Origin of the sequence: Paenibacillus wuxiensis (assembly GCF_040195695.1) — a bacterium.
GTDB classification, from domain to species: Bacteria; Bacillota; Bacilli; order Paenibacillales; family Paenibacillaceae; genus Paenibacillus_B; species Paenibacillus_B suaedae.
In genome coordinates this window covers 35,479-58,154 of record NZ_JBEFZI010000005.1, presented here as the reverse complement: position 1 = coordinate 58,154, position 22,676 = coordinate 35,479, and the positions used below count along the sequence as shown (strand labels likewise).

19 protein-coding genes and 1 tRNA gene are annotated in these 22,676 nt (G+C 45.7%); 4 read left to right on the top strand and 16 right to left on the bottom strand.

Annotation, left to right across the window (positions count from 1 at the left end; translation table 11 throughout):
• Positions 1-135: 135 nt before the first annotated feature.
• From secG to ABN764_RS11930, 11 genes are all read right to left on the bottom strand, one after another.
• Positions 136-372 (bottom strand): preprotein translocase subunit SecG, encoded by a 237-nt coding sequence (gene secG, locus ABN764_RS11980; protein ID WP_021252815.1) that lies wholly within the window; start codon positions 370-372, stop codon positions 136-138.
• Positions 373-537: 165 nt separating this feature from the next.
• Positions 538-1,359: a pyridoxine/pyridoxal/pyridoxamine kinase gene (gene pdxK, locus ABN764_RS11975; RefSeq protein ID WP_446672003.1), complete on the bottom strand. Its 822-nt coding sequence runs from the start codon at positions 1,357-1,359 to the stop codon at positions 538-540.
• Positions 1,360-1,444: 85 nt separating this feature from the next.
• Positions 1,445-2,386, bottom strand: a complete 942-nt coding sequence (locus ABN764_RS11970; protein ID WP_446672002.1) for a DUF4097 family beta strand repeat-containing protein — start codon at positions 2,384-2,386, stop codon at positions 1,445-1,447.
• Positions 2,383-3,126 carry a DUF1700 domain-containing protein gene (locus ABN764_RS11965; protein ID WP_446672245.1) on the bottom strand — a complete coding sequence of 248 codons (744 nt, stop codon included), beginning with the start codon at positions 3,124-3,126 and terminating at the stop codon, positions 2,383-2,385. Before ABN764_RS11965 ends, ABN764_RS11970 begins: the two co-directional genes overlap by 4 nt.
• Before the next feature lie 12 nt (positions 3,127-3,138).
• Complete coding sequence (locus ABN764_RS11960) at positions 3,139-3,480, bottom strand: PadR family transcriptional regulator (RefSeq protein ID WP_094183167.1); 342 nt, start codon at positions 3,478-3,480, stop codon at positions 3,139-3,141.
• A gap of 401 nt (positions 3,481-3,881) precedes the next feature.
• Positions 3,882-5,168: a phosphopyruvate hydratase gene (gene eno / locus ABN764_RS11955; protein ID WP_021258213.1), complete on the bottom strand. Its 1,287-nt coding sequence runs from the start codon at positions 5,166-5,168 to the stop codon at positions 3,882-3,884.
• 67 nt (positions 5,169-5,235) lie between these two features.
• Positions 5,236-6,774: a 2,3-bisphosphoglycerate-independent phosphoglycerate mutase gene (gene gpmI / locus ABN764_RS11950; RefSeq protein WP_021252821.1), complete on the bottom strand. Its 1,539-nt coding sequence runs from the start codon at positions 6,772-6,774 to the stop codon at positions 5,236-5,238.
• A gap of 1 nt (position 6,775) precedes the next feature.
• On the bottom strand, positions 6,776-7,528 hold the full coding sequence (gene tpiA, locus ABN764_RS11945; RefSeq protein WP_021252822.1) for a triose-phosphate isomerase: 753 nt from the start codon (positions 7,526-7,528) through the stop codon (positions 6,776-6,778).
• Between the two features lie 60 nt (positions 7,529-7,588).
• Entirely contained in the window at positions 7,589-8,770 is a 1,182-nt protein-coding gene (locus tag ABN764_RS11940) for a phosphoglycerate kinase (protein ID WP_138188875.1), read from the bottom strand.
• 279 nt (positions 8,771-9,049) lie between these two features.
• Complete coding sequence (gap, locus tag ABN764_RS11935; protein ID WP_021252824.1) at positions 9,050-10,054, bottom strand: type I glyceraldehyde-3-phosphate dehydrogenase; 1,005 nt, start codon at positions 10,052-10,054, stop codon at positions 9,050-9,052.
• Between the two features lie 41 nt (positions 10,055-10,095).
• A complete protein-coding gene (locus ABN764_RS11930; protein WP_065292240.1) occupies positions 10,096-11,145 on the bottom strand; it encodes a sugar-binding transcriptional regulator in 1,050 nt (349 codons plus the stop codon).
• 563 nt (positions 11,146-11,708) lie between these two features.
• On the opposite strand from ABN764_RS11930, the gene ABN764_RS11925 reads away from it, so the two are divergent.
• Positions 11,709-11,783: transfer RNA gene (locus ABN764_RS11925), tRNA-Arg, on the top strand.
• 203 nt (positions 11,784-11,986) lie between these two features.
• On the top strand, positions 11,987-12,568 hold the full coding sequence (gene clpP, locus ABN764_RS11920) for an ATP-dependent Clp endopeptidase proteolytic subunit ClpP (RefSeq protein ID WP_021252826.1): 582 nt from the start codon (positions 11,987-11,989) through the stop codon (positions 12,566-12,568).
• A 106-nt stretch (positions 12,569-12,674) separates the two neighbouring features.
• Here the strand turns inward: clpP and ABN764_RS11915 are convergent, their stop codons facing one another.
• A complete protein-coding gene (locus ABN764_RS11915) occupies positions 12,675-13,841 on the bottom strand; it encodes a cytochrome P450 (protein WP_446672001.1) in 1,167 nt (388 codons plus the stop codon).
• Between the two features lie 697 nt (positions 13,842-14,538).
• On the opposite strand from ABN764_RS11915, the gene ABN764_RS11910 reads away from it, so the two are divergent.
• Positions 14,539-16,839, top strand: a complete 2,301-nt coding sequence (locus ABN764_RS11910) for a helix-turn-helix domain-containing protein (RefSeq protein ID WP_446672000.1) — start codon at positions 14,539-14,541, stop codon at positions 16,837-16,839.
• A gap of 367 nt (positions 16,840-17,206) precedes the next feature.
• A complete protein-coding gene (locus tag ABN764_RS11905; RefSeq protein WP_446671999.1) occupies positions 17,207-18,049 on the top strand; it encodes a hypothetical protein in 843 nt (280 codons plus the stop codon).
• A 59-nt stretch (positions 18,050-18,108) separates the two neighbouring features.
• Here ABN764_RS11905 and ABN764_RS11900 read toward each other — a convergent pair whose 3' ends face one another.
• The 4 genes from ABN764_RS11900 to ABN764_RS11885 all read right to left on the bottom strand — a co-directional run bounded on the left by ABN764_RS11900 (position 18,109) and on the right by ABN764_RS11885 (position 22,222).
• Complete coding sequence (locus tag ABN764_RS11900; protein WP_268626240.1) at positions 18,109-18,375, bottom strand: hypothetical protein; 267 nt, start codon at positions 18,373-18,375, stop codon at positions 18,109-18,111.
• A gap of 187 nt (positions 18,376-18,562) precedes the next feature.
• Complete coding sequence (locus ABN764_RS11895; RefSeq protein WP_142545145.1) at positions 18,563-20,161, bottom strand: extracellular solute-binding protein; 1,599 nt, start codon at positions 20,159-20,161, stop codon at positions 18,563-18,565.
• A 171-nt stretch (positions 20,162-20,332) separates the two neighbouring features.
• Complete coding sequence (locus tag ABN764_RS11890; protein WP_268626241.1) at positions 20,333-21,247, bottom strand: carbohydrate ABC transporter permease; 915 nt, start codon at positions 21,245-21,247, stop codon at positions 20,333-20,335.
• Between the two features lie 18 nt (positions 21,248-21,265).
• A complete protein-coding gene (locus ABN764_RS11885) occupies positions 21,266-22,222 on the bottom strand; it encodes an ABC transporter permease (RefSeq protein WP_174809113.1) in 957 nt (318 codons plus the stop codon).
• Positions 22,223-22,676: the final 454 nt, after the last annotated feature.

The following is a 22,676-nucleotide window of genomic DNA, read 5'->3' as shown; positions in this document are numbered from 1 at the left end:
AAAATCGTTACATCCCGGCGCTTTTCCTACATTTTTTCCGTTCGATCCACATCGTAACAAGTTTCTTGTCTCCGCCGGAAAAATGGGTACAAAAAAAAGCGAGGAGCATGTCCTCGCTTTGCTTACGAATGGGAATTAACCTTTAAGGAAATAAGCTACGATCAGTGACAAGATAAAGAATCCTCCTGCCAATACAACCGTTGCACGTTGCAGGAACAAGTCCAGACCGCGTGCCTTCTGCTTTCCGAATAGATGTTCCGCACCGCCGGAGATGGCACCTGACAAGCCGGCACTTTTCCCTTTCTGCAGAAGCACAATGCTAATCAAACCGATAGAAAAAATGACAAGCAAAATTTTCAAGAAAATTTCCACAGTTACACCTCCTAATGCGTGATACACGTTCGAAAAGCCAAAAACAGTACTTTTATTGTATCACACGAATAAGAAGCAGGCAAGGCTTATCCTCTCTCCCTTTCCTTTCTCTTCCGGAAAGCTACCTCAGGTTACCAGGCATTCTTACATGAATACGTCGCTTACTTATTCTTCGCCATGCTGCAGCAAGCGCAGTGCATTATGGCGCACAGGTCCAACATACTGATTAAGTGGGAAAGAATGACGGATCGCTTCCGTAATGAAGCTCTTCGCCTTATGAACACTCTCACGTACATCATTCCCCTTCGCTAGTTCTGCTGCTACTGCTGCTGAATACGTACAGCCAGCGCCATGCGTATAGGTTGTATCGATCAGATCAGCATCCAATATTTCGAAGGATTTGCCGTCATACAATACATCGACTGAAGTAGGCAATCCAATCTTGGAGCCGCCCTTCACCAATACGTACTTCGCTCCCTGCTCTTGAATGAGGGCAGCGGCTTCCTTCATTTCTTCGAGCGTACGAATTGGCGCTATTCCTGCCAGCTGTGAAGCCTCGAACAAGTTCGGTGTAACCACGACAGCCTTCGGTACGAGTATGTCTCGCAAAGCCTCGTTCGTCTCTGGATGAAGTGCCTCGTCAGCACCCTTGCACACCATAACCGGGTCAACAACGACGTTCGGAATGTTATGCTTATCAATGGTGCGTGCTGCCAGATCAATAATATCGATAGAACCCAGCATACCGGTCTTCATGCCTGAAATACCGACACTCATGATTGTCTTCAATTGCTCTTCTATCGTAGAGAGCGCGATTGGGAACACCCGGTGCGCCCATCCTTCTTCCGGATCCATCGTTACAATGGTCGTCAATGCGGTCATGCCGTACACACCGCGTTCTTGGAATGTTTTTAGGTCAGCTTGAATGCCAGCTCCACCGCTCGTATCCGAACCAGCTAATGTCAGCACTTTATGAATCGGTTTCATGTATCCTTACCCCTTTACCTGATATCAACAATTTAAGATAAGTACATTATAACCGATTCACATGAATCTTCCGAGACAGCCAATACTATTTTTCGACAATCTTTATACTGCCCGCTTCTGTCCGCGCCTTAATAACCATATCGCTTCCATGTTTCTCATTCGGTGCGGAGACGCTTCCTAACTCTGTTTTCAGATCAAACTTCCCGTTGTATTCAGGAACAATACGAATATTTACGCTTCCAAGCTGACTCGCCGCATCAATCGGATGTGCCGCAGCTTGAACAATCGAGACGGAGCCTGCATCGGCTGAAGCCTGAACATTCTTCTTCGTCTGATTCAAGTCAACACTTCCCAGTGAAGAGCTTGCTTCGATCTCTGCATCGACATTATCTGCTACCACTTGACCTGAGTCCGATCTGAGGCTAACGAAATCCCCTGTTACGTTCTTTACCTTTACCCTTCCCAAATTACTTGAAGCTTCAAGCCGCTTAATATGTCCACCTGTCAATTCAAACGTCCCAGCAGACACCATCGATGACAAATTGTCGAGCACAAAATCTTCCGATGTATGGATGATAATTTCATGGTAACGGCGCTGCGTAATGCCGAAGTTGATATTCAACCATCCTGCTTTGGTATTGGTATTGTCTTCAAAATTCAGCTCTAGTGTTCCATTCTCCGCCTGTACATCACGGATTTGATTAATAACCGCTTCTGGCGCCTGCCCCTTCAACTCAATCATATTCTTGTTATCATTGATCCAACTTACCTTAACATCCCCATAATCCGCTTTGATATCTATACTCTCAAGTTCCCTTACATCAATGCGAGATTCGTAATCAGATGTCTTATCTGCCCCTTTTTCCTGACCAGATGCATTCTGTGATCCTTCCGCAGAGATGCGGTACTCATAAGATGGCAGTTGTGACTTAAATAACTGACTTGGTCCGTAATACATCAAGCCCGCAGCACCTGCCACGATACATACAATTCCGACCATGTTCATAGTTGCACGATTCCAATTCATCTAACCTCACTCCTTCCTTCATAGGCGACCCAATGGAAATAGATTCGGTTCCATTTCATATATGCACGTCCTACAGCAACTATCGCTTGTATTAAAAATATTCCGATGCCGAACGCAATCGCTACGATCGACAACTCTGCACGATAAAACTCTCCGCCAAACCCAATTTTGAATGCGAACAAAAGAGGAGTTGCCAATAACGCTATTGCCGCTACACCAAGCCCAAACCACGTTGCCCACAGCCCGAACATAACCGGGACAACCATAATGCTAATAAAAATCGTACCTACGTAGGCGATAGCTGAACGGGGACGTCGTCCTTCGGACTGCTGATATGGTGGGTAAGCAGTATTCGGTATTCCGCCGTACTCTTGAGAATATCGATTTGGTTCCCCATAGTGTCGATTCAAATCTAACGGCTGCTCAGCATTCTTCAGGAAGCTAGGATCCTCGAAGAGTGGAGGCACTTGTGACGCTTGACCTTGATGACTAGGAATAAACGACCCTGGCTCTGTCACCGGCTCCCGCTCAACCTCTTTATCCCCTCGCTCACCTAACAGCAGCTCGGCCGCAAGCTCTTCCGGATCGCCAAGCTCTCTAGCAATCTCTTCTTCTGTTCGTCCCTGCTGCTTGCTGAATTCAAAGTGTGCATCATACTCTGCTAATATTTCATTGCGCTCCGCCTCTGGAAGCGACAGTAGGCCCATTTTCAATTGCAGCATAAATAACTGCTTATGCATGTTGTTCACCTCTCACTTCTCCTTGGATTCTTCTTCTTCCGCCTCGGTAAGCAGATTGGCTACTCCCGACACAAATTTATCCCACTCGGTCACGAGTTCATTCATATAATCCTTGCCTACTGAAGTAAGCTTATAATATTTCCGTGGCGGTCCCTCGGTAGATTCTTGCAAATAGGTTGTACAGTGACCATCCGCAACCATCCGTCGCAGAACTGGATATAGAGCACCTTCGGCAACCTCCACATGCTTGGATATCTGCTGGGCCAGCTCGAAGCCGTAACGATCTCTCTGGTTAATGAGAACCATGACACACAGTCCGAGCACCCCTTTTTTAAATTGAACGATTTCCTTCAATCGAGTCACCCCCACTCCATAACGTGATGAATTATAATTTATGATTCAGTATTGTATATTGATTAGTAGTACACGATGATTATATCCCCTGGAATAGTGTTCCACAATAGGTTATTTCCAAAACTAGCCTCAGGTCTAGGTAAAACCCAACTAGAGTCGGAATGAAGCAGTGAAGCATAATTTCACAAGGATCAGAACGGGTAAGAACAAAGAGAAATAAGGGAAATAAGGGAAGACAAGAAGGACAAGTACGAAAGGCAAGCAAGAGTAAAAGGTAGATTAAAGGAAGAGCACAATATGCCTTCCTCACATATGGATATGGGGTCATAAAAAAGAAGCCAGACCCCTTCAAGGGAGTCTGGCTTCTATCGGATCAGCAGGCCGCTTGTGCGGCAAGCTAATTATTTTTTCAAGTTATAGAAGGATTTCAAGCCGTCGTAACGAGCTGTGCTTCCCAAGTTGTCTTCGATGCGAAGCAATTGGTTGTACTTCGCAACGCGGTCTGTACGGGAAGGAGCACCTGTCTTGATTTGGCCAGCGTTTGTTGCAACCGCGATGTCAGCGATTGTGCTGTCTTCGGACTCACCGGAACGGTGGGAGATAACAGCTGTGTAGCCAGCGCGTTTTGCCATTTCGATCGCTTCGAATGTTTCTGTAAGCGTACCGATTTGGTTAACTTTAACCAAGATGGAGTTACCGATTCCTTTTTCGATACCTTGAGCAAGACGCTCCGTGTTTGTAACGAACAAGTCGTCACCAACGAGTTGTACTTTGCCGCCCAATTTTTCAGTGAGCAACTTCCAGCCATCCCAATCGTCTTCGGACATACCGTCTTCGATTGTGATGATTGGGTACTTATCAACCCAAGAAGCAAGAAGGTCAACATACTCAGCAGATGTGTAGGACTTGCCTTCGCCTGCCAATGTGTATTTACCGTCTTTGTAGAACTCAGTGGACGCAACGTCCATACCCAAGAATACTTCTTCGCCTGGCTTGTAGCCAGCTTTTTCGATTGCTTCGATGATAACTTGAAGCGCTTCTTCGTTCGAACCAAGGTTAGGAGCGAATCCACCTTCGTCACCTACTGCAGTGTTCAAGCCTTTGCCCTTCAATACGGACTTCAGGTTGTGGAAGATTTCAGCACCCATGCGAAGTGCTTCTTTAAAGTTAGGTGCGCCTACTGGCAATACCATGAACTCTTGAACGTCGATGTTGTTGTCAGCATGCTCACCACCGTTGATGATGTTCATCATTGGTACTGGCAATTGCTTCGCGTTGAATCCGCCAAGGTACGTGTACAAAGGCATATCCAATGCATGTGCAGCAGCGCGAGCTACAGCCATGGATACAGCCAAGATTGCGTTAGCACCCAATTTGCCTTTGTTAGGCGTGCCATCAAGCTCGATCATCGCTTTATCGATTGCAACTTGATCAAGAGCATCGTAACCGATGATTTCTGGAGCGATAATTTCATTTACGTTTTTAACAGCGTTCTCTACGCCTTTACCAACGTAACGGCCTTTGTCGCCATCGCGAAGCTCAACTGCTTCGTGAGCACCAGTGGATGCACCGGAAGGTACGATTGCACGGCCGAAGCCGCCGGATTCCAATTTTACTTCTACTTCTACCGTAGGGTTACCACGGGAGTCAAGCACTTCGCGTGCGTATACGTCCATAATCATTGTCATGGTGTGTACAACTCCTTTTTTGATTGTTTATATATAAATTACTATATATCTAAGTAAGTTGTAAAACTTACTTCTTAATCATGCTTTGTCCCGTCATCTCTGCTGGCTGAGGAACGTTCATCAAGTCAAGAATCGTCGGAGCGATGTCCGCCAAGATGCCGCCTTCGCGCAATTCCACGTCATTCGAAGTAACGATGAATGGAACTGGGTTCGTCGTATGTGCAGTGAATGGACGGCCTTGCTCGTCGAATACCATATCCGCGTTGCCGTGATCCGCCGTAATGAGGCAGACGCCGCCTTTCGCCAATACCGCTTCAACGACCTTGCCCATGCACTCATCCGTAGCTTCTACGGCCTTGATTGTTGGTTCCAGCATACCGGAGTGACCAACCATATCAGGATTCGCGAAGTTCAGGATAATCGTATCGAACTGGTCAGAGTTGATTTCGTTCACTGCTGCTTCTGCAACTTCGTAAGCGCTCATTTCAGGCTGCAGGTCGTAAGTTGCTACTTTAGGCGAGTTGATAAGCACACGCTTCTCACCAGGAAGTTCAACGTCGCGGCCGCCGCTGAAGAAGAACGTTACGTGCGGATACTTCTCAGTTTCCGCAATGCGAAGCTGCTTCTTGCCATGCTGCACGAGCACTTCACCAAGCGTGTTGTCCAACTCTTTTGGAGAGTAAGCAACATATCCGCCAACTGTTTCTGCGAACAGCGTAAGCGCAACGAAATGCAAGTTCTTAGGGAACTTGTCGCCACGATCGAAGCCGCGGAAATCATCGTTGGTGAACACTTGGCCAAGCTGGATCGCACGGTCTGGGCGGAAGTTCATGAATACGACGGAGTCGCCTTCTTGAACCAAGCCAACCGGCTGATCGTTCTCATCCACAATTACCGTAGGCATAACGAACTCGTCATATACGGATTGGGAATAAGATTCTTCAACTGCAGCAATTGGATCGCGGTATTTCGGGCCTTCGCCGTATACCATTGCGCGGTACGATTTCTCAACACGTTCCCAGCGCTTGTCGCGATCCATCGCATAGTAGCGGCCTTGAACCGTAGCGATACGGCCTATGCCAACTTCAGCGATTTTGGCTTGCAGCTTTTCGATATATCCGCGGGAGCTATCAGGCGCAACGTCACGGCCATCCAAGAATGCGTGAATGTATACGTCCTTTAAGCCTTCACGCTCACAGAGATCGAGCATCGCAAGCGCGTGGTCGATATGGCTGTGTACGCCACCATCAGACAACAATCCGTAAATGTGAAGCGCCTTATTGTTCTCCTTCGCAGTCTTCACTGCTGCAAGCAGTGTTTCGTTCGAGAAGAAGTCGCCTTCACGGATCGATTTCGTAATACGAGTCAGGTCTTGATATACGATGCGGCCTGCACCGATGTTCAAGTGACCTACCTCGGAGTTCCCCATTTGACCTTCTGGCAAGCCTACCGCTTCGCCGCAAGCTGTCAGTGTCGTATGAGGGAATTGGCTCATGTAACGGTCGTAGTTTGGCTTGTTCGCTTGCGCGACTGCGTTGCCAACTAATGTATCGCGAAGTCCGAATCCGTCCATGATGATAAGTGCTACCGGTCTAGGTGCGGACATCTTACTTCGCCCCTTCCACCAAGGAGATGAAGGAAGCTGGTTGCAAGCTTGCGCCACCTACCAATGCGCCGTCAATATCACTTTCTGCCATGTATTCACGTACATTTTCCGGTTTTACGCTTCCGCCGTATTGAATGCGAACAGCAGCAGCAACTTCATCATTGTACAAGCCCTTCACAACGCTGCGGATGTAGCTGATAACTTCATTCGCGTCTTTCGCTGTGGAGGATTTGCCTGTACCGATCGCCCAGATTGGCTCATAAGCGATGACAGCTTCTTTTGCTTGTTCAGCAGACAATCCTTGGAATGCTGCTTCTGTTTGCACTTTGCACACGTCGTTCGTTTTGCCGGATTCACGCTCTTCAAGCGACTCACCCACACATACGATTGGCGTCAAGCCATGACGGAATGCTGCATGCATTTTTTTGTTTACTGTTTCATCAGTTTCCGCGAAGTATGCACGACGCTCGGAATGACCAATAATGACGTAGTGTACGCCAAGGTCTTTCAACATAGCGCCGGAAATTTCGCCTGTGAATGCACCGGAATCTTCAAAGTGAAGGTTTTGCGCACCAATCTTGATGCTTGTGCCTTTCACTGCTTCAACCAATGCTGGCAAGTTTGTAAATGGTGCGCAGAGTACGCTCTCTACGCCTTCCACTTCTGCTTTGCCTTTCACTTCGGATACGAAAGCGACAGCTTCCGATACCGTTTTGAACATTTTCCAGTTCCCTGCGATAATCGGTTGTCTCACACGATTCACTCCTTTACGCATAAGGGAGCGGCCGAAGCCGCCATCCCCTTACTTGCTCTCTTACTTATCGTTCAATGCAACCACGCCTGGCAATGCTTTGCCTTCCATGAATTCAAGGGAAGCGCCGCCGCCTGTGGAGATGTGATCCATTTTATCTTTCAGCTTGAACTTCTCAACCGCTGCTGCAGAGTCGCCACCGCCGATGATTGTGTAACCAGCAGTTTCCGCACATGCTTCTGCTACTGCACGCGTACCATGAGAGAACGGCTCGATTTCGAATACGCCCATAGGCCCGTTCCATACAACAAGCTTGGAATTCTTGATAACATCAGCATAGATTTCACGAGTTTTCGGACCGATGTCAATGCCTTCCCATTCTGCAGGAATGCTGTCGATCGCTACCACTTGTGTGTTTGCATCTGCGCTGAAGTCATCTGTAACTACGATATCTACTGGCAAGTAGAGGTTTTTGCCAAGTTCTTTGGCTTTCTCGATGAAGCCTAAAGCAACATCAAGCTTCTCGTTGTCGACAAGCGACTTCCCGATTTCGTTGCCTTGTGCTTTGAAGAATGTGTATGTCAAGCCGCCACCGATCACGATATTGTCGGCGATTTCCAACATTTTGTTGATAACGTCGATTTTATCTTTAACCTTGGAACCACCTACGATTGCCGTAAATGGACGCTCAGGGTTTGTCAGCGCTTTGCTAAGTACATTCAATTCTTTCTCCATCAACAGACCGGACACGGCTGGCAAGTGATGTGCGATGCCTTCAGTGGATGCATGTGCACGGTGAGCCGCGCCGAACGCGTCGTTCACAAACAAGTCCGCAAGTTCTGCGAAGGCTTTAGCCAATTCTGGATCGTTCTTCTCTTCGCCTTTGTGGAAACGAACGTTTTCAAGCACGACAACGTCGCCGTTTTCCATTTTTGCAATTTCAGCTTTTACGTTTTCACCAATTGACTCGTCAAGCTTCTTAACGGGCTTACCAAGCAGTTCGCCAAGACGTACTGCTGCAGGTGTCAGACGCATGGAATCCACAACTTCGCCCTTCGGACGACCCATGTGGCTTGCCAAAATAACTTTCGCACCTTGTTCCACCAAATAGTTAATTGTCGGTAGCGTTTCGCGTACACGTGTATCATCCGTAATTGCACCATTCTCCAATGGAACGTTGAAATCTACACGTACAAATACGCGCTTACCCTTAACTTCTACATCACGCACACTTTTCTTGTTCATCCCCGTGTTCCTCCTATCGTCGATTACACCGGCACACGCCTCTCTCTGGTGTGTTGTTCGGTATGTTCTGTGTTCTTGTTCTGTATGGGTTCCATCTAAATCTTTCTCTCTATATATCGTATATCGTTCGTTAGTATGTTCTGGTTTCTCTCTGTACTCTCTATCTCTGTATATCTAAAAATCTGTGTCCGCACTGGTTCTCGACATGCTCTAGGCACTATAAGGATCAAAAGAGGAGGCCTGAACGGTCACTCCTCTTTGATTGTAAGTGCTATGCGATTACAGACCTTTTTTTGCGATGAAAGCTGCCAAGTCTACAACGCGGTTGGAGTAGCCCCACTCGTTGTCGTACCAGGATACAACTTTAACCAAGTTTCCGCCGATTACCATCGTTGTCAAAGCATCGATAGTGGAGGAAGCTGGGTCGCCGTTGAAGTCGCTGGATACCAATGGCTCTTCAGTGTAGTTCAAGATGCCTTTCAATGGGCCTTCAGCTGCTTCTTTCAAAGCTGCGTTTACTTCTTCAACAGTAACGTCTTTCTTAAGTTCTACTACCAAGTCTGTAACAGACACGTTAGGAGTAGGAACGCGCATGGACATACCGTTCAATTTGCCTTTCAATTCAGGCAATACAAGGGATACCGCTTTAGCAGCACCAGTTGTAGTAGGGATGATGTTTTGAGCTGCTGCACGAGCACGACGCAAGTCTTTGTGCGGCAAGTCAAGAACGTTTTGGTCGTTAGTGTAGGAGTGAATTGTGTTCATCATACCTTTTTCGATACCAAACTTGTCGTTCAATACTTTAGCGAATGGCGCCAAGCAGTTTGTTGTGCAAGAAGCGTTGGAAATGATTGTATGGCTTGCAGCATCATACTTATCTTCGTTAACGCCCATAACGATTGTGATATCTTCGTTAGTAGCAGGTGCGGAGATGATAACTTTCTTCGCGCCGCCTTTCAAGTGCATTTCAGCTTTGTCTTTCGCTGTGAAGATACCAGTGGACTCAACAACGATTTCAACGCCGTTAGCGCCCCAAGGCAAGTTCTCAGGGTTGCGCTCAGCGAATACTTTCACTTCGCGGCCATTAACAACCAAAGCGCCCTCTTTAGCTTCTACAGTAGCTTCGAATTTGCCGTGAGTTGTGTCATATTTCAACAGGTGAGCCAGAGTGTTTACGTCTGTCAAATCGTTGATTGCAACGATTTCTACTTCTGAATTGTTCAATGCTGCGCGGAATACGTTACGTCCGATACGACCAAAGCCGTTAATACCAACTTTAACCATTGATGATTCCTCCCATTTCCTTCGCAATTTTTTTATATATCTCAAGACGGCCTGTATGGCACATCGAGACCACAATGTTTCAATACTTCAACTGCTGCTGCTTCATCGATAACGAGAATGTCTTCGTGTCCTGCACGAAGCACTGCAGTAATCGATTCACCTTTGCTCTGACCTCCAGCAATGGCAATGACTACCTCCATACGAGAGATGTCCTCTAGGCGAAGGCCCAGTGTTAGCATCGTATGAACGACATGCCCGTCTCGGTCAAAATAATACCCGAAAGCTTCTGCAAGCGCCCCTTCTTCGAGCAGCTGCTGGATCGTCTCTTCATCCGCACGGCGGCGCTTCGCCATAACGAGAGCTTCTCCAATGCCATGCACGACAATGCGTGCTTGGCGAATTACTCGCAAAATGTCTTGGATGTTCGGTTCCTGCTTAAGCGACTGGTAAGCTTCCTCACTCAGCAAATCCGGCACATGCAAGAGCCGATACTGAGCGCCTACGCGCTTCGCCATCGTGGATGCGATTGTGTTCGCTTGGTATTCCAAGCTCTCCCCAAGTCCCCCACGTGCGGGTACGAACCAATTGCCTTTCAACGGTGATGAACTCGTCAATTGATCTGCCATTGCAGCCAATGTGGAGCCGCCTGTCACCGCCACGACATCTTCCTTGTCCATTACGCTGCTGAGCGCTCTACAAGCCGCTTGCCCGAGTTCTTGCTTCACGGCAGGCGATACATCCGAATTGCCGGGTACGACAATGACCTGCTTCAAACCGAATGCTTGGCGGATACTCTCCTCCAGCTGGCGCATCCCGAGCAATTCGCCCATCACGGATTCCAGCTTCCGGACAAGTTGCCGGCCTTCATCAGTGATTCGCATACCCGTGTTATCCGAATCAATCAGGCCTTGCGCCTTCAATAAATCGGTCTCTGCACGGAGCACACGCTCGGTCATCTGCAATGACGTTGCCAGCGTTCTTCTCCCAATGGAGTCGGACAACATGATTTGATGCAGGATGGTGTAACGCTTCTTCAACAGTTCAATGAGTTCAGGTAGAAGTCGCTTCTGTATTTCTAACCACTCACGCATTCTCTCCACTCCTGCTTCCCATAAGCAACCATTGGACTAAAAACGTCCCATCTCTACATTTTTTGTCCCACCACTATTCTACCGAATAACGCAGCAACTTGCAAGTATCCTGAACCCCTGATTTTGCGCCCAAAACCGCGAATTCTCTGCCTATAAACAACTTCTATAATAAGCAAGCAATATCGAAGTTATTCATTATCAGACAACATATCTAGAAGGGCATACGACTGCCTATGATGTAATTAACCCAAAATACGACAAGTTAATACATATTTCGCAAAAATTTTAGACATTCCTCAGTATAGACATTAATGACGGACATCATGCCCTGCTCGTACCTGTGTTTACAACAAAAGTTTTGAGCTTTCCTTCACATCCTGTTCGCTCTCCACATCCCCATGTAGTTTAGACATCGACATTGCTCACTTAGATCGGGCAACATACACCTTATTCGGCACCGTCCACTTATTATAGAAAGAATTATTTTAAAATAAATATTCAGTGGCGCTCACTTGACTTTGTTATACGCTTTCTTATATAATAAATTTTGCTCTTGTATGAATGCGCCCGTGGTCCAATGGATATGACGTAGGCCTCCGGAGCCTGAGATCAAGGTTCGATTCCTTGCGGGCGCGCCATTTACACTCCTGTCCTTATTTGGTACAGGATAAGAAGCTACGTTACGCATATATTTAGGTGAATAAGCACGGAAGTAACATCTTGAATTTTGCAGAAGCGAAACGATAGATGTTTTTTTCTCTACATAGTTTGACCATCTTTGACTTTTTGTTTCAAGTCCTTTATATTGAATGTGTAATGATATTAGTTAGGAGGGGTTATCTTGAGTTATGTACCCGTAGTTGTTGAACAGACGAATCGTGGCGAAAGATCCTATGATATTTACTCTCGATTGTTGAAGGATCGCATCATCTTCCTCGGAACAGAAGTGAACGATCTCGTGGCGAATTCGATTATCGCCCAGCTGTTGTTCTTGGCTGCAGATGACCCGGAGAAGGATATTCATTTGTACATCAATAGCCCAGGCGGTTCAATCTCAGCCGGCATGGCCATATACGATACAATGCAGCACATCAAGCCGGACGTATCTACGATTTGCGTGGGCTTGGCAGCTTCCATGGGAGCGTTCCTGCTTAATGCAGGTGCCAAGGGCAAGCGTTTCGCCCTGCCGAACAGCGAAATTATGATTCATCAGCCGCTTGGCGGAGCACAAGGGCAAGCGTCCGATATCGAGATTCGCGCACGGCGCATCTTGAAGATGCGCGACACGTTGAACAAAATTTTGGCGGATCGCACAGGTCAACCACTTGAGCGCGTGGAGCGCGATACGGATCGCGACTACTTCATGTCTGCCCAAGAAGCGTATGAATACGGTCTGGTTGATAAGGTTCTTGGCAAAGAGTAAACAGTAAACGTGATACAGCCTCTCTCATGCGATCTATTTTGCATGTAGAGAGGCTGTTTTTTATTGCTTATTTCAACTGACATGAATAACGAAAAGCTAGGTTTACTTAGGTAAGAATGATCGGCAAGGACTCGAAACCGAACATAAACTCGCTCTGGATGCGCTTCAACGACTTGGAATGATCACATTGGTAGTTCGGGAAACGATCGAGCATTGCATTCAACGCTATCCTCGCTTCCAGCCGTGCAAGTTGGGCCCCCAGGCAGAAGTGGATACCATGACCAAACGCTAAATGCGGGTTCGGCTGACGACGAATATGGAAGAGATCTGGCTGCTCGAACACAGATTCGTCATGATTCGCTGACCCGATCCACAACATGACGAACTGCCCTTCAGTTAACATCATGCCATCTACTTCCACATCCTTCTTCACACGGCGAAACATTAACTGTACCGGCGAGGTAAACCGCAGCACTTCTTCAATAGCGCCAGGCAGTAAAGAACGATCGGATCTAATATCGTCCCATGCGATGCGCTCACTGTCGAAACACGCTAGAGCAGAAGAGAGCAAATTCGTTGTCGTTTCATTGCCAGCCACAAGCAGCAAAATGCAAAACCCAATGAGCTCAAAGGGGGATAACGGTTCTCCGTCTGACGTTGCATGCACAAGCCTAGTGATCAGATCATCCTGTGGATTACGGCGGCGTTCTTCTGCGATCGCCTCGAAATATACAGCCATCTCCTTCTGGCAATTGCTATTGCGGTCAATGTCACCACTCACTAATGCCTCCGACCATTCTCGAAACTGATCTCGATCATGTACCGGTATGCCGAGTATTTCTGCGATTACAATAATCGGGAGCGGAACTGCGAAGTCTTGAACTGCATCCATTCGTCCTTTGCTTTCCACCTTATCTAGAAGCTCATCCGCCAATGCTTCAATTCGTGGAATCATCTTTTCAATGGATCTAGGTGTGAAGGCTTGTGAGACTAATGTTCGAAGCTGGCTATGCTTCTGCGGATCGGTGCGGAGGATGCTGTATTCAATCGGCCGCTTGTCTTCGCTTCGCAATTCGGAGGAAAAATGATTGTAATCAGCAAATATCCTCTTAATATGATCGTATCGGTACGCATGCCAGAACGTCCCCCCCAGCAGCTGAGGATTCTCTGAACGCAACAGAGAGCTCTCTGACCACAACAAAGGACTCTCTGATCGCATAGTTTTGTAATGAGATAATGGCAGCACTTCATGCTCTTGAATCCATTTCATCATTCAACCTCTCCCCTCCTTAACCATGCAACATAGCTTCAGTCACAACTCTTCCTCGATTTACAGGGATTCGAAATAATATCTTGCATTAAAACTAATATATGTAAATAATAACCTACATAGACCTAGGCCTGTATGCACTGAAACAACTTCGGGTCGACCTGTTAAATACCGAATTCAATTCATTTAGCTACAAAAAAAAGGACCGCATCGCGCAAATGCCGATGCGGTCTATATATGTTCTAGGGGTAAACTGTAAACCATGAGAAAGATGAAACGGATCACCTTGTGCAACGGAAGACTCCGGTTGACCAAGGCCAGTAATCGCTGCCGGCAACCCTCCTTCGCAAGAACTCATCTGTCATTCGGTCCATTGTTAGAATACTAGAGTTACATTAAAGAAAACTGAACCGAACCTTAAAATAAGATAAAAAGCAGTTCCCTCAATGGCTATACACCTACAATGTCCACTCTACAGAAATTGTTGTACACACTACGAAGTCATTCCATTTCCGATTGGAATCGTTTACAATATGAATATTGCCGCTTTTTTTCAATTTCTCGCTTTACAGATGAAGCGAAACGTATACAATAATTACAAATCATCAGCATCTTTTCTCTATTAATTTGTCTTCTTACTAATTGCCAGATTCACTTCATAGCAAGATTACATCAAGAGACTACTAGGAGGCTTGTTAGGATGAGTTGGAACTATTTTCGGTCGAAGCTGCTATTACAGTACATATGGTCGTATATATTGATTTTTCTCATCCCATTAGTGGTTCTCACGATCTTTATCTATCAAAATGCCGTAAACAATCTTCGTTCCGAAATTGAGCAATCGAACGTGAACCAGCTCAATCAGGTGAAGCTGAACATCGATTCTCGCATGACGGAGCTTCGAGACATTGCTTCTCGCATCGCTTATGATGAACAATTGACACCTTATATGATACGGCATCCCTATTACAGCCGCGATGCGATATCCGCGCTCGGCAAATATAAAGCGAACAGTTCCATTCTAGAAGAGCTATTCCTTTTCTACAGGAACAGCCACGCCATCTACTCGTCAAAAGGGATGACCAATGTAGATGTCCTCTTTGATCAATACTATCTTTTCGAGGACTGGAGCAAGAAGGATATTATTAAGGAGCTGGAAAGTGAGCTCTATCCTGTCGTGCGACCAGCGGAATCCGTTAACTTGAGCATGAATATTACCAAGTCCATGCTTGCGTACATGATCCCAATCACTCCTAACAGTTCATCTCCACACGGAACCGTGCTGTTCCTGATGGAGGAATCGAAGCTAACGGGGCTTATGGACACCGTTCTGAATGGATTCAAAGGCAATACCTACATCTTCGACGAGAAAGGCCGTGTGCTTACCCAGAATAATCATGGAGAACCCCTCCCGAAGAATGAGATTCACTTGCTGTCAGAGCTCGGGCCCGGCATCCATAGCTTGAAGCTGGATAATATGCAGCAATCCATTGTGTCTGTTAAATCTTCTATGAATGGATGGACCTATGTAACGGCCATGCCGAGCGAGCAATTTTTCGGGCGTGTGTTCCATATTCAGACCTTCTTCATGCTTGCGTTCGCTGTAGTGGTCATCGCCGGCATTCTAGCAGCCATAATCCTGGCACGCAAGCAATACCATCCAATCCATGATCTTATGGAATTTGCCTTGTTGAATGAAGAAGCCTCTGCTGCACAGCCGGCACCTAAGAGACGCAATGAGTTGGAGTGGATTCGTAAAACTCTGCATGACTATAGTGCCCGCGTCGATATTCAAGAGCCATTTGCCCGAAATCAATTCCTGCTCATGCTGCTTAAGCATGGGAAGCTGGACAACCCAGAATCTGCACATATTATGGAGATGATCGGCATTGAACTGACAGGCAAGTACTATTTCATCATTGCAATCTCTTGGGACGAGTATCCTGGCGTCGCAGATGCATTGCAGCATCGTCAGCAGATTGTAGAACTGCTCGAAGAGATCGAAATTCCGGAATACGGTGCACACGCATATGGCATTGAGCTGCCGCATTTTGATCAATTCGCCCTCATCGTCAGTATGAATGAGGACTCAAGAATCTCCGTGGAGCACCAGATAGAACAAATCGTCGAAGCTCTTCGAATCATCGTGATGGAGAGCACGCACCTCATTCCATCCATTGGTGTTGGTAATGCCTATGAGGATGCAGCGCTCTTGAATCAGTCTTATATCGAATCAGCTTCTGCGCTGGAGTATCGCATGGCGAACGGCAAGGGCAGCATTACTTATTTCAACAAGCTGTCCCATACACCAAACGATACGTTCTGGATCGCTAAGGACTCCCTGCTTAAGCTTACACAAAGCTTGAAGCAGGGCAATGATACCGTTGCAATGCAAATGATTGAAGCGATATTCAACAAGCTGAAGGCAGAGCGCGTATCGATCTCTCTCCTTCGCTGTATTTGCTTCGATATTATAAATACCTTGCTGAAGACAGCGTCTGAGCTCGGCTTGAACGAGTTAATTCGCGATATTCCGAGCTTCACCTCCTTCGAGTCACTGGAGGAGCTTGAGAAGAAGCTTCAGCTCCTTGCCGCACATATTTGCGAACAAGTAGAGCGCAACTCGGAAAATGAACAGCTCTCTTTAATGGACAGCGTCATTGCGTACGTAGATCAACAGTATACCGACTACAGCTTGAGCTTGGAAGCGACCGCACAGAAGTTCTCTATCTCGTCCTCTTATCTCAGCCGTTCGTTCAAGGAGAAGACAGGCTGCAACTTCTCTCAATATATATGGCAGCGCCGCATGGATGAGGTCATTCGCCAGCTGCTGACGACTAGTGATCCGCTGAAGGACATCATCGTCAGGGTCGGATATTTGGATACACCGAACTTTATTCGCAAGTTCAAGAAAGAGACGGGATATACACCAGGCCAATACCGAAAGCTTCATGCTTCAAGCGAGCAAGCGAAAGCCGCAGCAGATGCAGACGATGAATAATAACCAATGAACACAAATCTAAAGATTAATATTTTTAACTGACTTCATTCTCATTTTAAACACTCAATTTATTAGACTGAGATAAATTATTTTTATATCACCTCTATTCTCCTTCCGATTAAATAGGATATTATCTCCAAATTGTAACTTGAGCCAACTCCAAGCGTTAAGATTGGCTCAAGTTACAATTTTACAAAACTCCCATTATCAGATTACTCAACAACATATTCTAATAAATATGCGCAGAACATGTTACTGTCTATTAAATAATCAATATGTTAAGGTTTTTCGTGTTATATATTGAAATTACTAGAAAAAATGGCAGACTAATATTGATAAATATTCCAATATCAAGGAGACTGGTGCAGTGAAAAGGTTGTGTAGTTTAATTGCAGTAGTAGGTTTAATGTTGGTAACTGTCTTCCCAAACACGTCAAAAGCCTACTCCGCAAATGCAAAGGAATTAGCAGAGCGATCCGTCAGCAATTACATCAAGGCAGTTCAAACAGGTGATATCATTGAAGCGACGAAATGGGTTATTGATTCTCGATTTAAAGCTATTGATGAACAAATTGCTGAGTACCAAGATTCACTCTCTACAAATCCTTTTTCAAAGGTGTACTTAGAAAGTATCGTTCCCAATTCAGACTCCTCGTTTACTGCAATCCTTAATTTAGTCCGGAAGGATAGTAATGAGCTCAACAAAATATCCCTTCCAGTTGTAAATGACAATGGGGAATGGAAACTGTTAATTGAAGGAACAGAAACAATGAGTAACGCAGTCAGAGAAAGAATACAAATAGAAAAGAAACTAGATGGAATGAATGAAGCCATTATTAGCCCATTAGCTTCCGTAAACTTAGGTAATTATGAGGAGTGGCTAAAAAAGGCTGATTCAACCTACAGCGGTAAATTTGATATGGTTGGTAGTAGCATCGGCGTATCCGGATGGCAATATCAACCCGGATTTTCAGATGATAGAACAGTTGTATACCAAATTGTCGATAAAGGCTTTTTTAGTGATGACGTAAAAGGAGAAAAAACGTTAACCGGATATTATTCGGATGAACATCCTTCTAGCAATTCATTCTATATTACTATTAAGATTACGGATGCAGCATCAGCACCTAAAGGTGTATATTTAAAAGCAAAGAATGCAAGTAGCATAAGCGGAGTATTCGTAAAAGGATATATTTACAAAAATCGATAATAACCAAAGTAAAAACCCCGTTTGACAGTTCACCTTTAAATGTCAAACTGGGTTTAAGTTTATTCGACTAACAGGGCGATCCAAACAAATAATACATATCCGAGAATAGTGACTCCAATTACACTCAGTGGAATAATCCAAAGTAAATGACTCTTAATCATGTGAAGTTTATAGATTATTCTTCTGTTTAAAGGCATTAGCTCGTATCTTACATTCTCAATAATTTCTTCCACTCTTTCATCATCGACATCTTGTAGTTCGTCCCATAGTTGCTGATAACTAGCCCTGAGTTCTTCTAAATTCAAACTGTCCTTTAATAACACCATTCCAATCACCTCACCTTAATATTTCAGTATGAAGAGATTACATCCTTTTTTTGGAACTATTATATCACAACCAATATAAAGAAACATTCTAGTCTAGAACACGATCATCGAATACACCTAAAACAAAAACAGCCCTATTCGATTAGAATAGGACTGTTTACGAGTATACACTAAATAAGATGTGCCCTTACTTTCCTGAGTTCCATTGGTCATAGGCTTTTTGATAAACCTCAACGATTTTCTCAGCGCCCATTTTCTTCAATGTATCTACATATTTATCCCAGTTCGCAAGGGATTCTTGGCCGGTTACAAACTTCGCTTCCATTTGCTCAACATACTTATCGAGATCAGAACGCATGCTGCTCACTTGCTGTTGATCTTCTTCGGACAAGTATACGCTTGGGAATGGAACTTTCGCGATTGGGTTAATCTTCTCTTCTGTTTCTTTCTTCAGCCACTTCTCGAAGTCGCCTTGGAAACCGCGACCCACTTCTTCACTAGCCAGCTTTGGTACAACCGTACCATAGTCCGGTGTCAGCTTCGCACGGTATTCTTCACGATCGCCGCCCCCTGGAACTGGCAGCCACTTCTTCGTGTGATCGTCCTTGTTCACATACTCCCACAGTACGCCTTCTGGGCCAAAGCTCAGCAATTCAGCGCCTTCAACCGAGTACATATAATCAATCCAGCGAATTGTCGCTTCTGGATTCTTATTCTTGTTCGTAATGGCAAATGTGCCTCTAACTAGGCCTGGGTGCTTCGCAGCTACAGGATCGGAGAAGTCACTCTTCACTGGAGCGTACATTGGATCTGTCATGCTAGGATCGCCGCCCAATGTGAAGTAGGCATGGTAGTCAGGGAACAATCCAATTTGATTGTTTTTCCCTTTCGCCTTCTTCTGCTCATCCGTTTGTGAGAATGTTTCCTTATCTAACAAACCTTCATTCCACAGCTTGTTCAAGAAGGTAAGGTAGCCTTTGTATCCTTCTTCCATAGGTGTGTAGTGCACTTTGTTGTCTTTATCTGAATAGATGTCCTCTTTATAAATGCCCCAAGAGCCAAGCAGCCACATCCGAATATCGTTCAATTTTACCGAAGCCAATGGCACTTCATCCTGTTTGCCGTTACCATTCGGATCTTCTTCTTTAACACGCTTCAAGTACGTGTACAACTCATCAATTGTCGATGGCACCTTCTCGATGCCAAGCTTCTTCAGGAACTTACCGTTATACCAGAGCGGACCCCGATACCAGCCTGCATCCAAATCAATGTTCGGCAAGGAGTAGATATGTCCATCCGGTGTTGTAATCGACTTACGAATATCAGGGTGATCATTCAAAATCTTGGTCAAGTTCGGTGCATACTGCTCAAGAAGTCCTTCCAGAGGGATCAAGGCTCCTTGTGCGCCATAGTTCACTTCATCCGAAGGCTTCAGTGTACCTGAGAAGAATACATCTGGGTATTCCCCACTTGCGAATACCAGGTTGCGCTTCGTATCAAAGCTGTCGAGCGGCGCATTTTGGAATTCGAATTTGATACCTGTCTTCTCCTCCATCTTCTTGAAGAAGTCCATATCCTTCCAGTTCTGAATGCCGACATCCTGGCCCATCATCGTCAAGGTAATCGCTTCTTTAACGATTGGATAGCCTTCCTTGTTCAAGTTCTCTACATTACCCTGGCTCGCCTCTGCCGCAGGCTTATCCGACGATGAACCGCATCCTGCGAGCATTGTGAAGACCAAGCTCATAGACAACAGCAGCGCACATGTTTTTTTCCATTTCTGCATGGCGATGATCCTCCCTTTGATGATTCGTATAATGTCCTTACTGTTTATAATAAACAAAGGCGTTGGCACCTTCGATTATTACCGTTGAAGCATTCAACCAGCAACAAGCCGTACATCTGACATGCTTACATGAATCTTATATAGAGGCATACAATCAATACACATTAGTAATCAGCCTTTGACAGAACCAATCATAACACCTTGAACGAAATACCGCTGCAAGAATGGATATACGATGATGACCGGCAAGGTCGACACGATAATGACGGCGTATTTCACTAAAGCTGCAATCTCAGCCTTATTATTCAACGCAGTTGCTACTGAACTGCTAACTGCAGCCCCCGTTGTCTCCGCCGACATCTCTTGCAGCACCAAGATTTGACGCAGAACCATTTGCAATGGATATTTCGCTTCATCATTCAAGTAAATCAAGGCACCAAAGTAACTGTTCCAGTGTCCAACTCCATAGAAGAGCGCCATAACCGCAATAATTGGAGCTGACAGCGGCAATATGATGCGCAGGAACAACCGCAAATTCGTACAACCATCTATGCTTGCTGCTTCTTGGAGCTCCTTAGGTATCGTAGACTGGAAGAACGTACGTGCAACGATAATGTTCCATACCGATGCTGCACCCGGCAGGATTAAGGCCCACATGCTATTGATAAGCCCCAGCTCCTTCATGAGCAGGTAGCCTGGAACCAGACCTCCACCGAAGAACATCGTGAACAGGAACATCCCCATGAAGAAGCCGCGACCGATAAAATCACTGCGGCTCAGCGCATATGCTGCGGGAAGCGTTACAGCCAAATTCACACAAGTTCCGATGACCGTATAAAGAATCGTATTCCCATAACCATTCCAAATCTTCGAATTCTCGAATACATTGATATAACCTTTGAATGTGATTCCTTTAGGGAATAGCCACATTTCGCCGGATGCTACATACTTCGGATCACTGATTGATGCACTAAGGATATATAGGACTGGATAAAGTACCAAAATCAATGCAATTGTCAAATAGATATAGTTACATACGATGAATATTTTATCCGCTCTCGTTTCTTTCACTGCAGAAGCTGCCATGAGCTTTTCTCCTCCTTCCTACCACAAGCTGTTTTCGCTCGTGCGACGTGCGATTTGGTTGACTACGATGAGCAAGATCGCGTTCACGACTGAGTTGAACAAGCCTATTGCCGTCGAGAAGCTATATTGCGCATCGACTAGACCAGATCGATACACGAAGGTGGAAATAACATCTGACGCTTCTTTGTTAAGTGGGTTTTGCAAGAGCAATATTTTCTCAAATCCGACACCAAGAATGCTGCCCATGTTCAAAATGAGCAAGATTGTAATCGTTGGAATAATTGCCGGAATGTTAATATGCCAGATACGCTGGAACCGGTTCGCACCGTCCACGACGGCTGCTTCGTGCAGCTGTGGATCGACACCGGACAAGGCTGCCAAATAAATGATTGTCCCCCAGCCTGTACCTTGCCACACGCCAGACAAGACATACATTGTCTTAAACCATGCCGGATCCGTAAGGAAAGCGGCAGGCTCAAACCCGAAGAACTTAATAATATGAATGATGATACCAGTTGAAGGAGACAGGAACGTAATAATGATACCTGCCATGACGACAACAGAAATGAAGTGTGGTGCATAGGTTACCGTCTGTACTGCCCGCTTGAATACCCCATCCTTAACTTCATTGAAGGCAAGCGCCAATATAATCGGCAGCGGGAAGCCTATCGCCAGCTCATACAAGCTGATGCTCAGCGTATTCCACAGCAGATCCCAGAAGTAGTACGAGTTGAAGAAGCGCTCGAAGTGGTCGAATCCGACCCATGGGCTCCCCATAATCCCTTTCGCTGGGATGAAGTTTTTGAATGCAATTTGAATCCCGTACATCGGGCCGTAATGGAAAATGAGGAAGTACAAAAATGCAGGAGCAATAAATAAATACAACTCCCAATTCTGAAGCATCTTCTTCCACGTCGGTTTCTTCTTATTTGGAACCACGTTCATTGAAAGGGCACTCTGTCCATTTCCTTGCATCGTGTCCACTCCCTCCCTTCAAATGATGGCATGGTCTTCACAGTCACTTTCATTGATGAACGATGAACTGTGCATGAAGTCATGCTAACGCTTTCATGAGAACATTTTAGGCATCCTTTACCAATATCGTAAATATGTCGATTCCGCATTGTCGTTAACATATCCTTTACAACCGCGCCACTGCGCGTTTTTTGATCACGCACCCTGCGTCGGTACTACCTCAGTTGCAGGCGAAATTGGTACATTTTGATGTTACCGATCACACACCATATATTACACATTGTCAGGAAAAACATATCGAACAAGGCTGATTACAACGCTTAATATTCAGCTTCCAACCCTTCCATCTATTGCTGAATTCTGCATCAGGATGTATGATAGTTCTATAATCATAGAACTAATGAATTTATAAACTTACATACTTGGACACATGTATAAGAAAGGGGAAAGATTC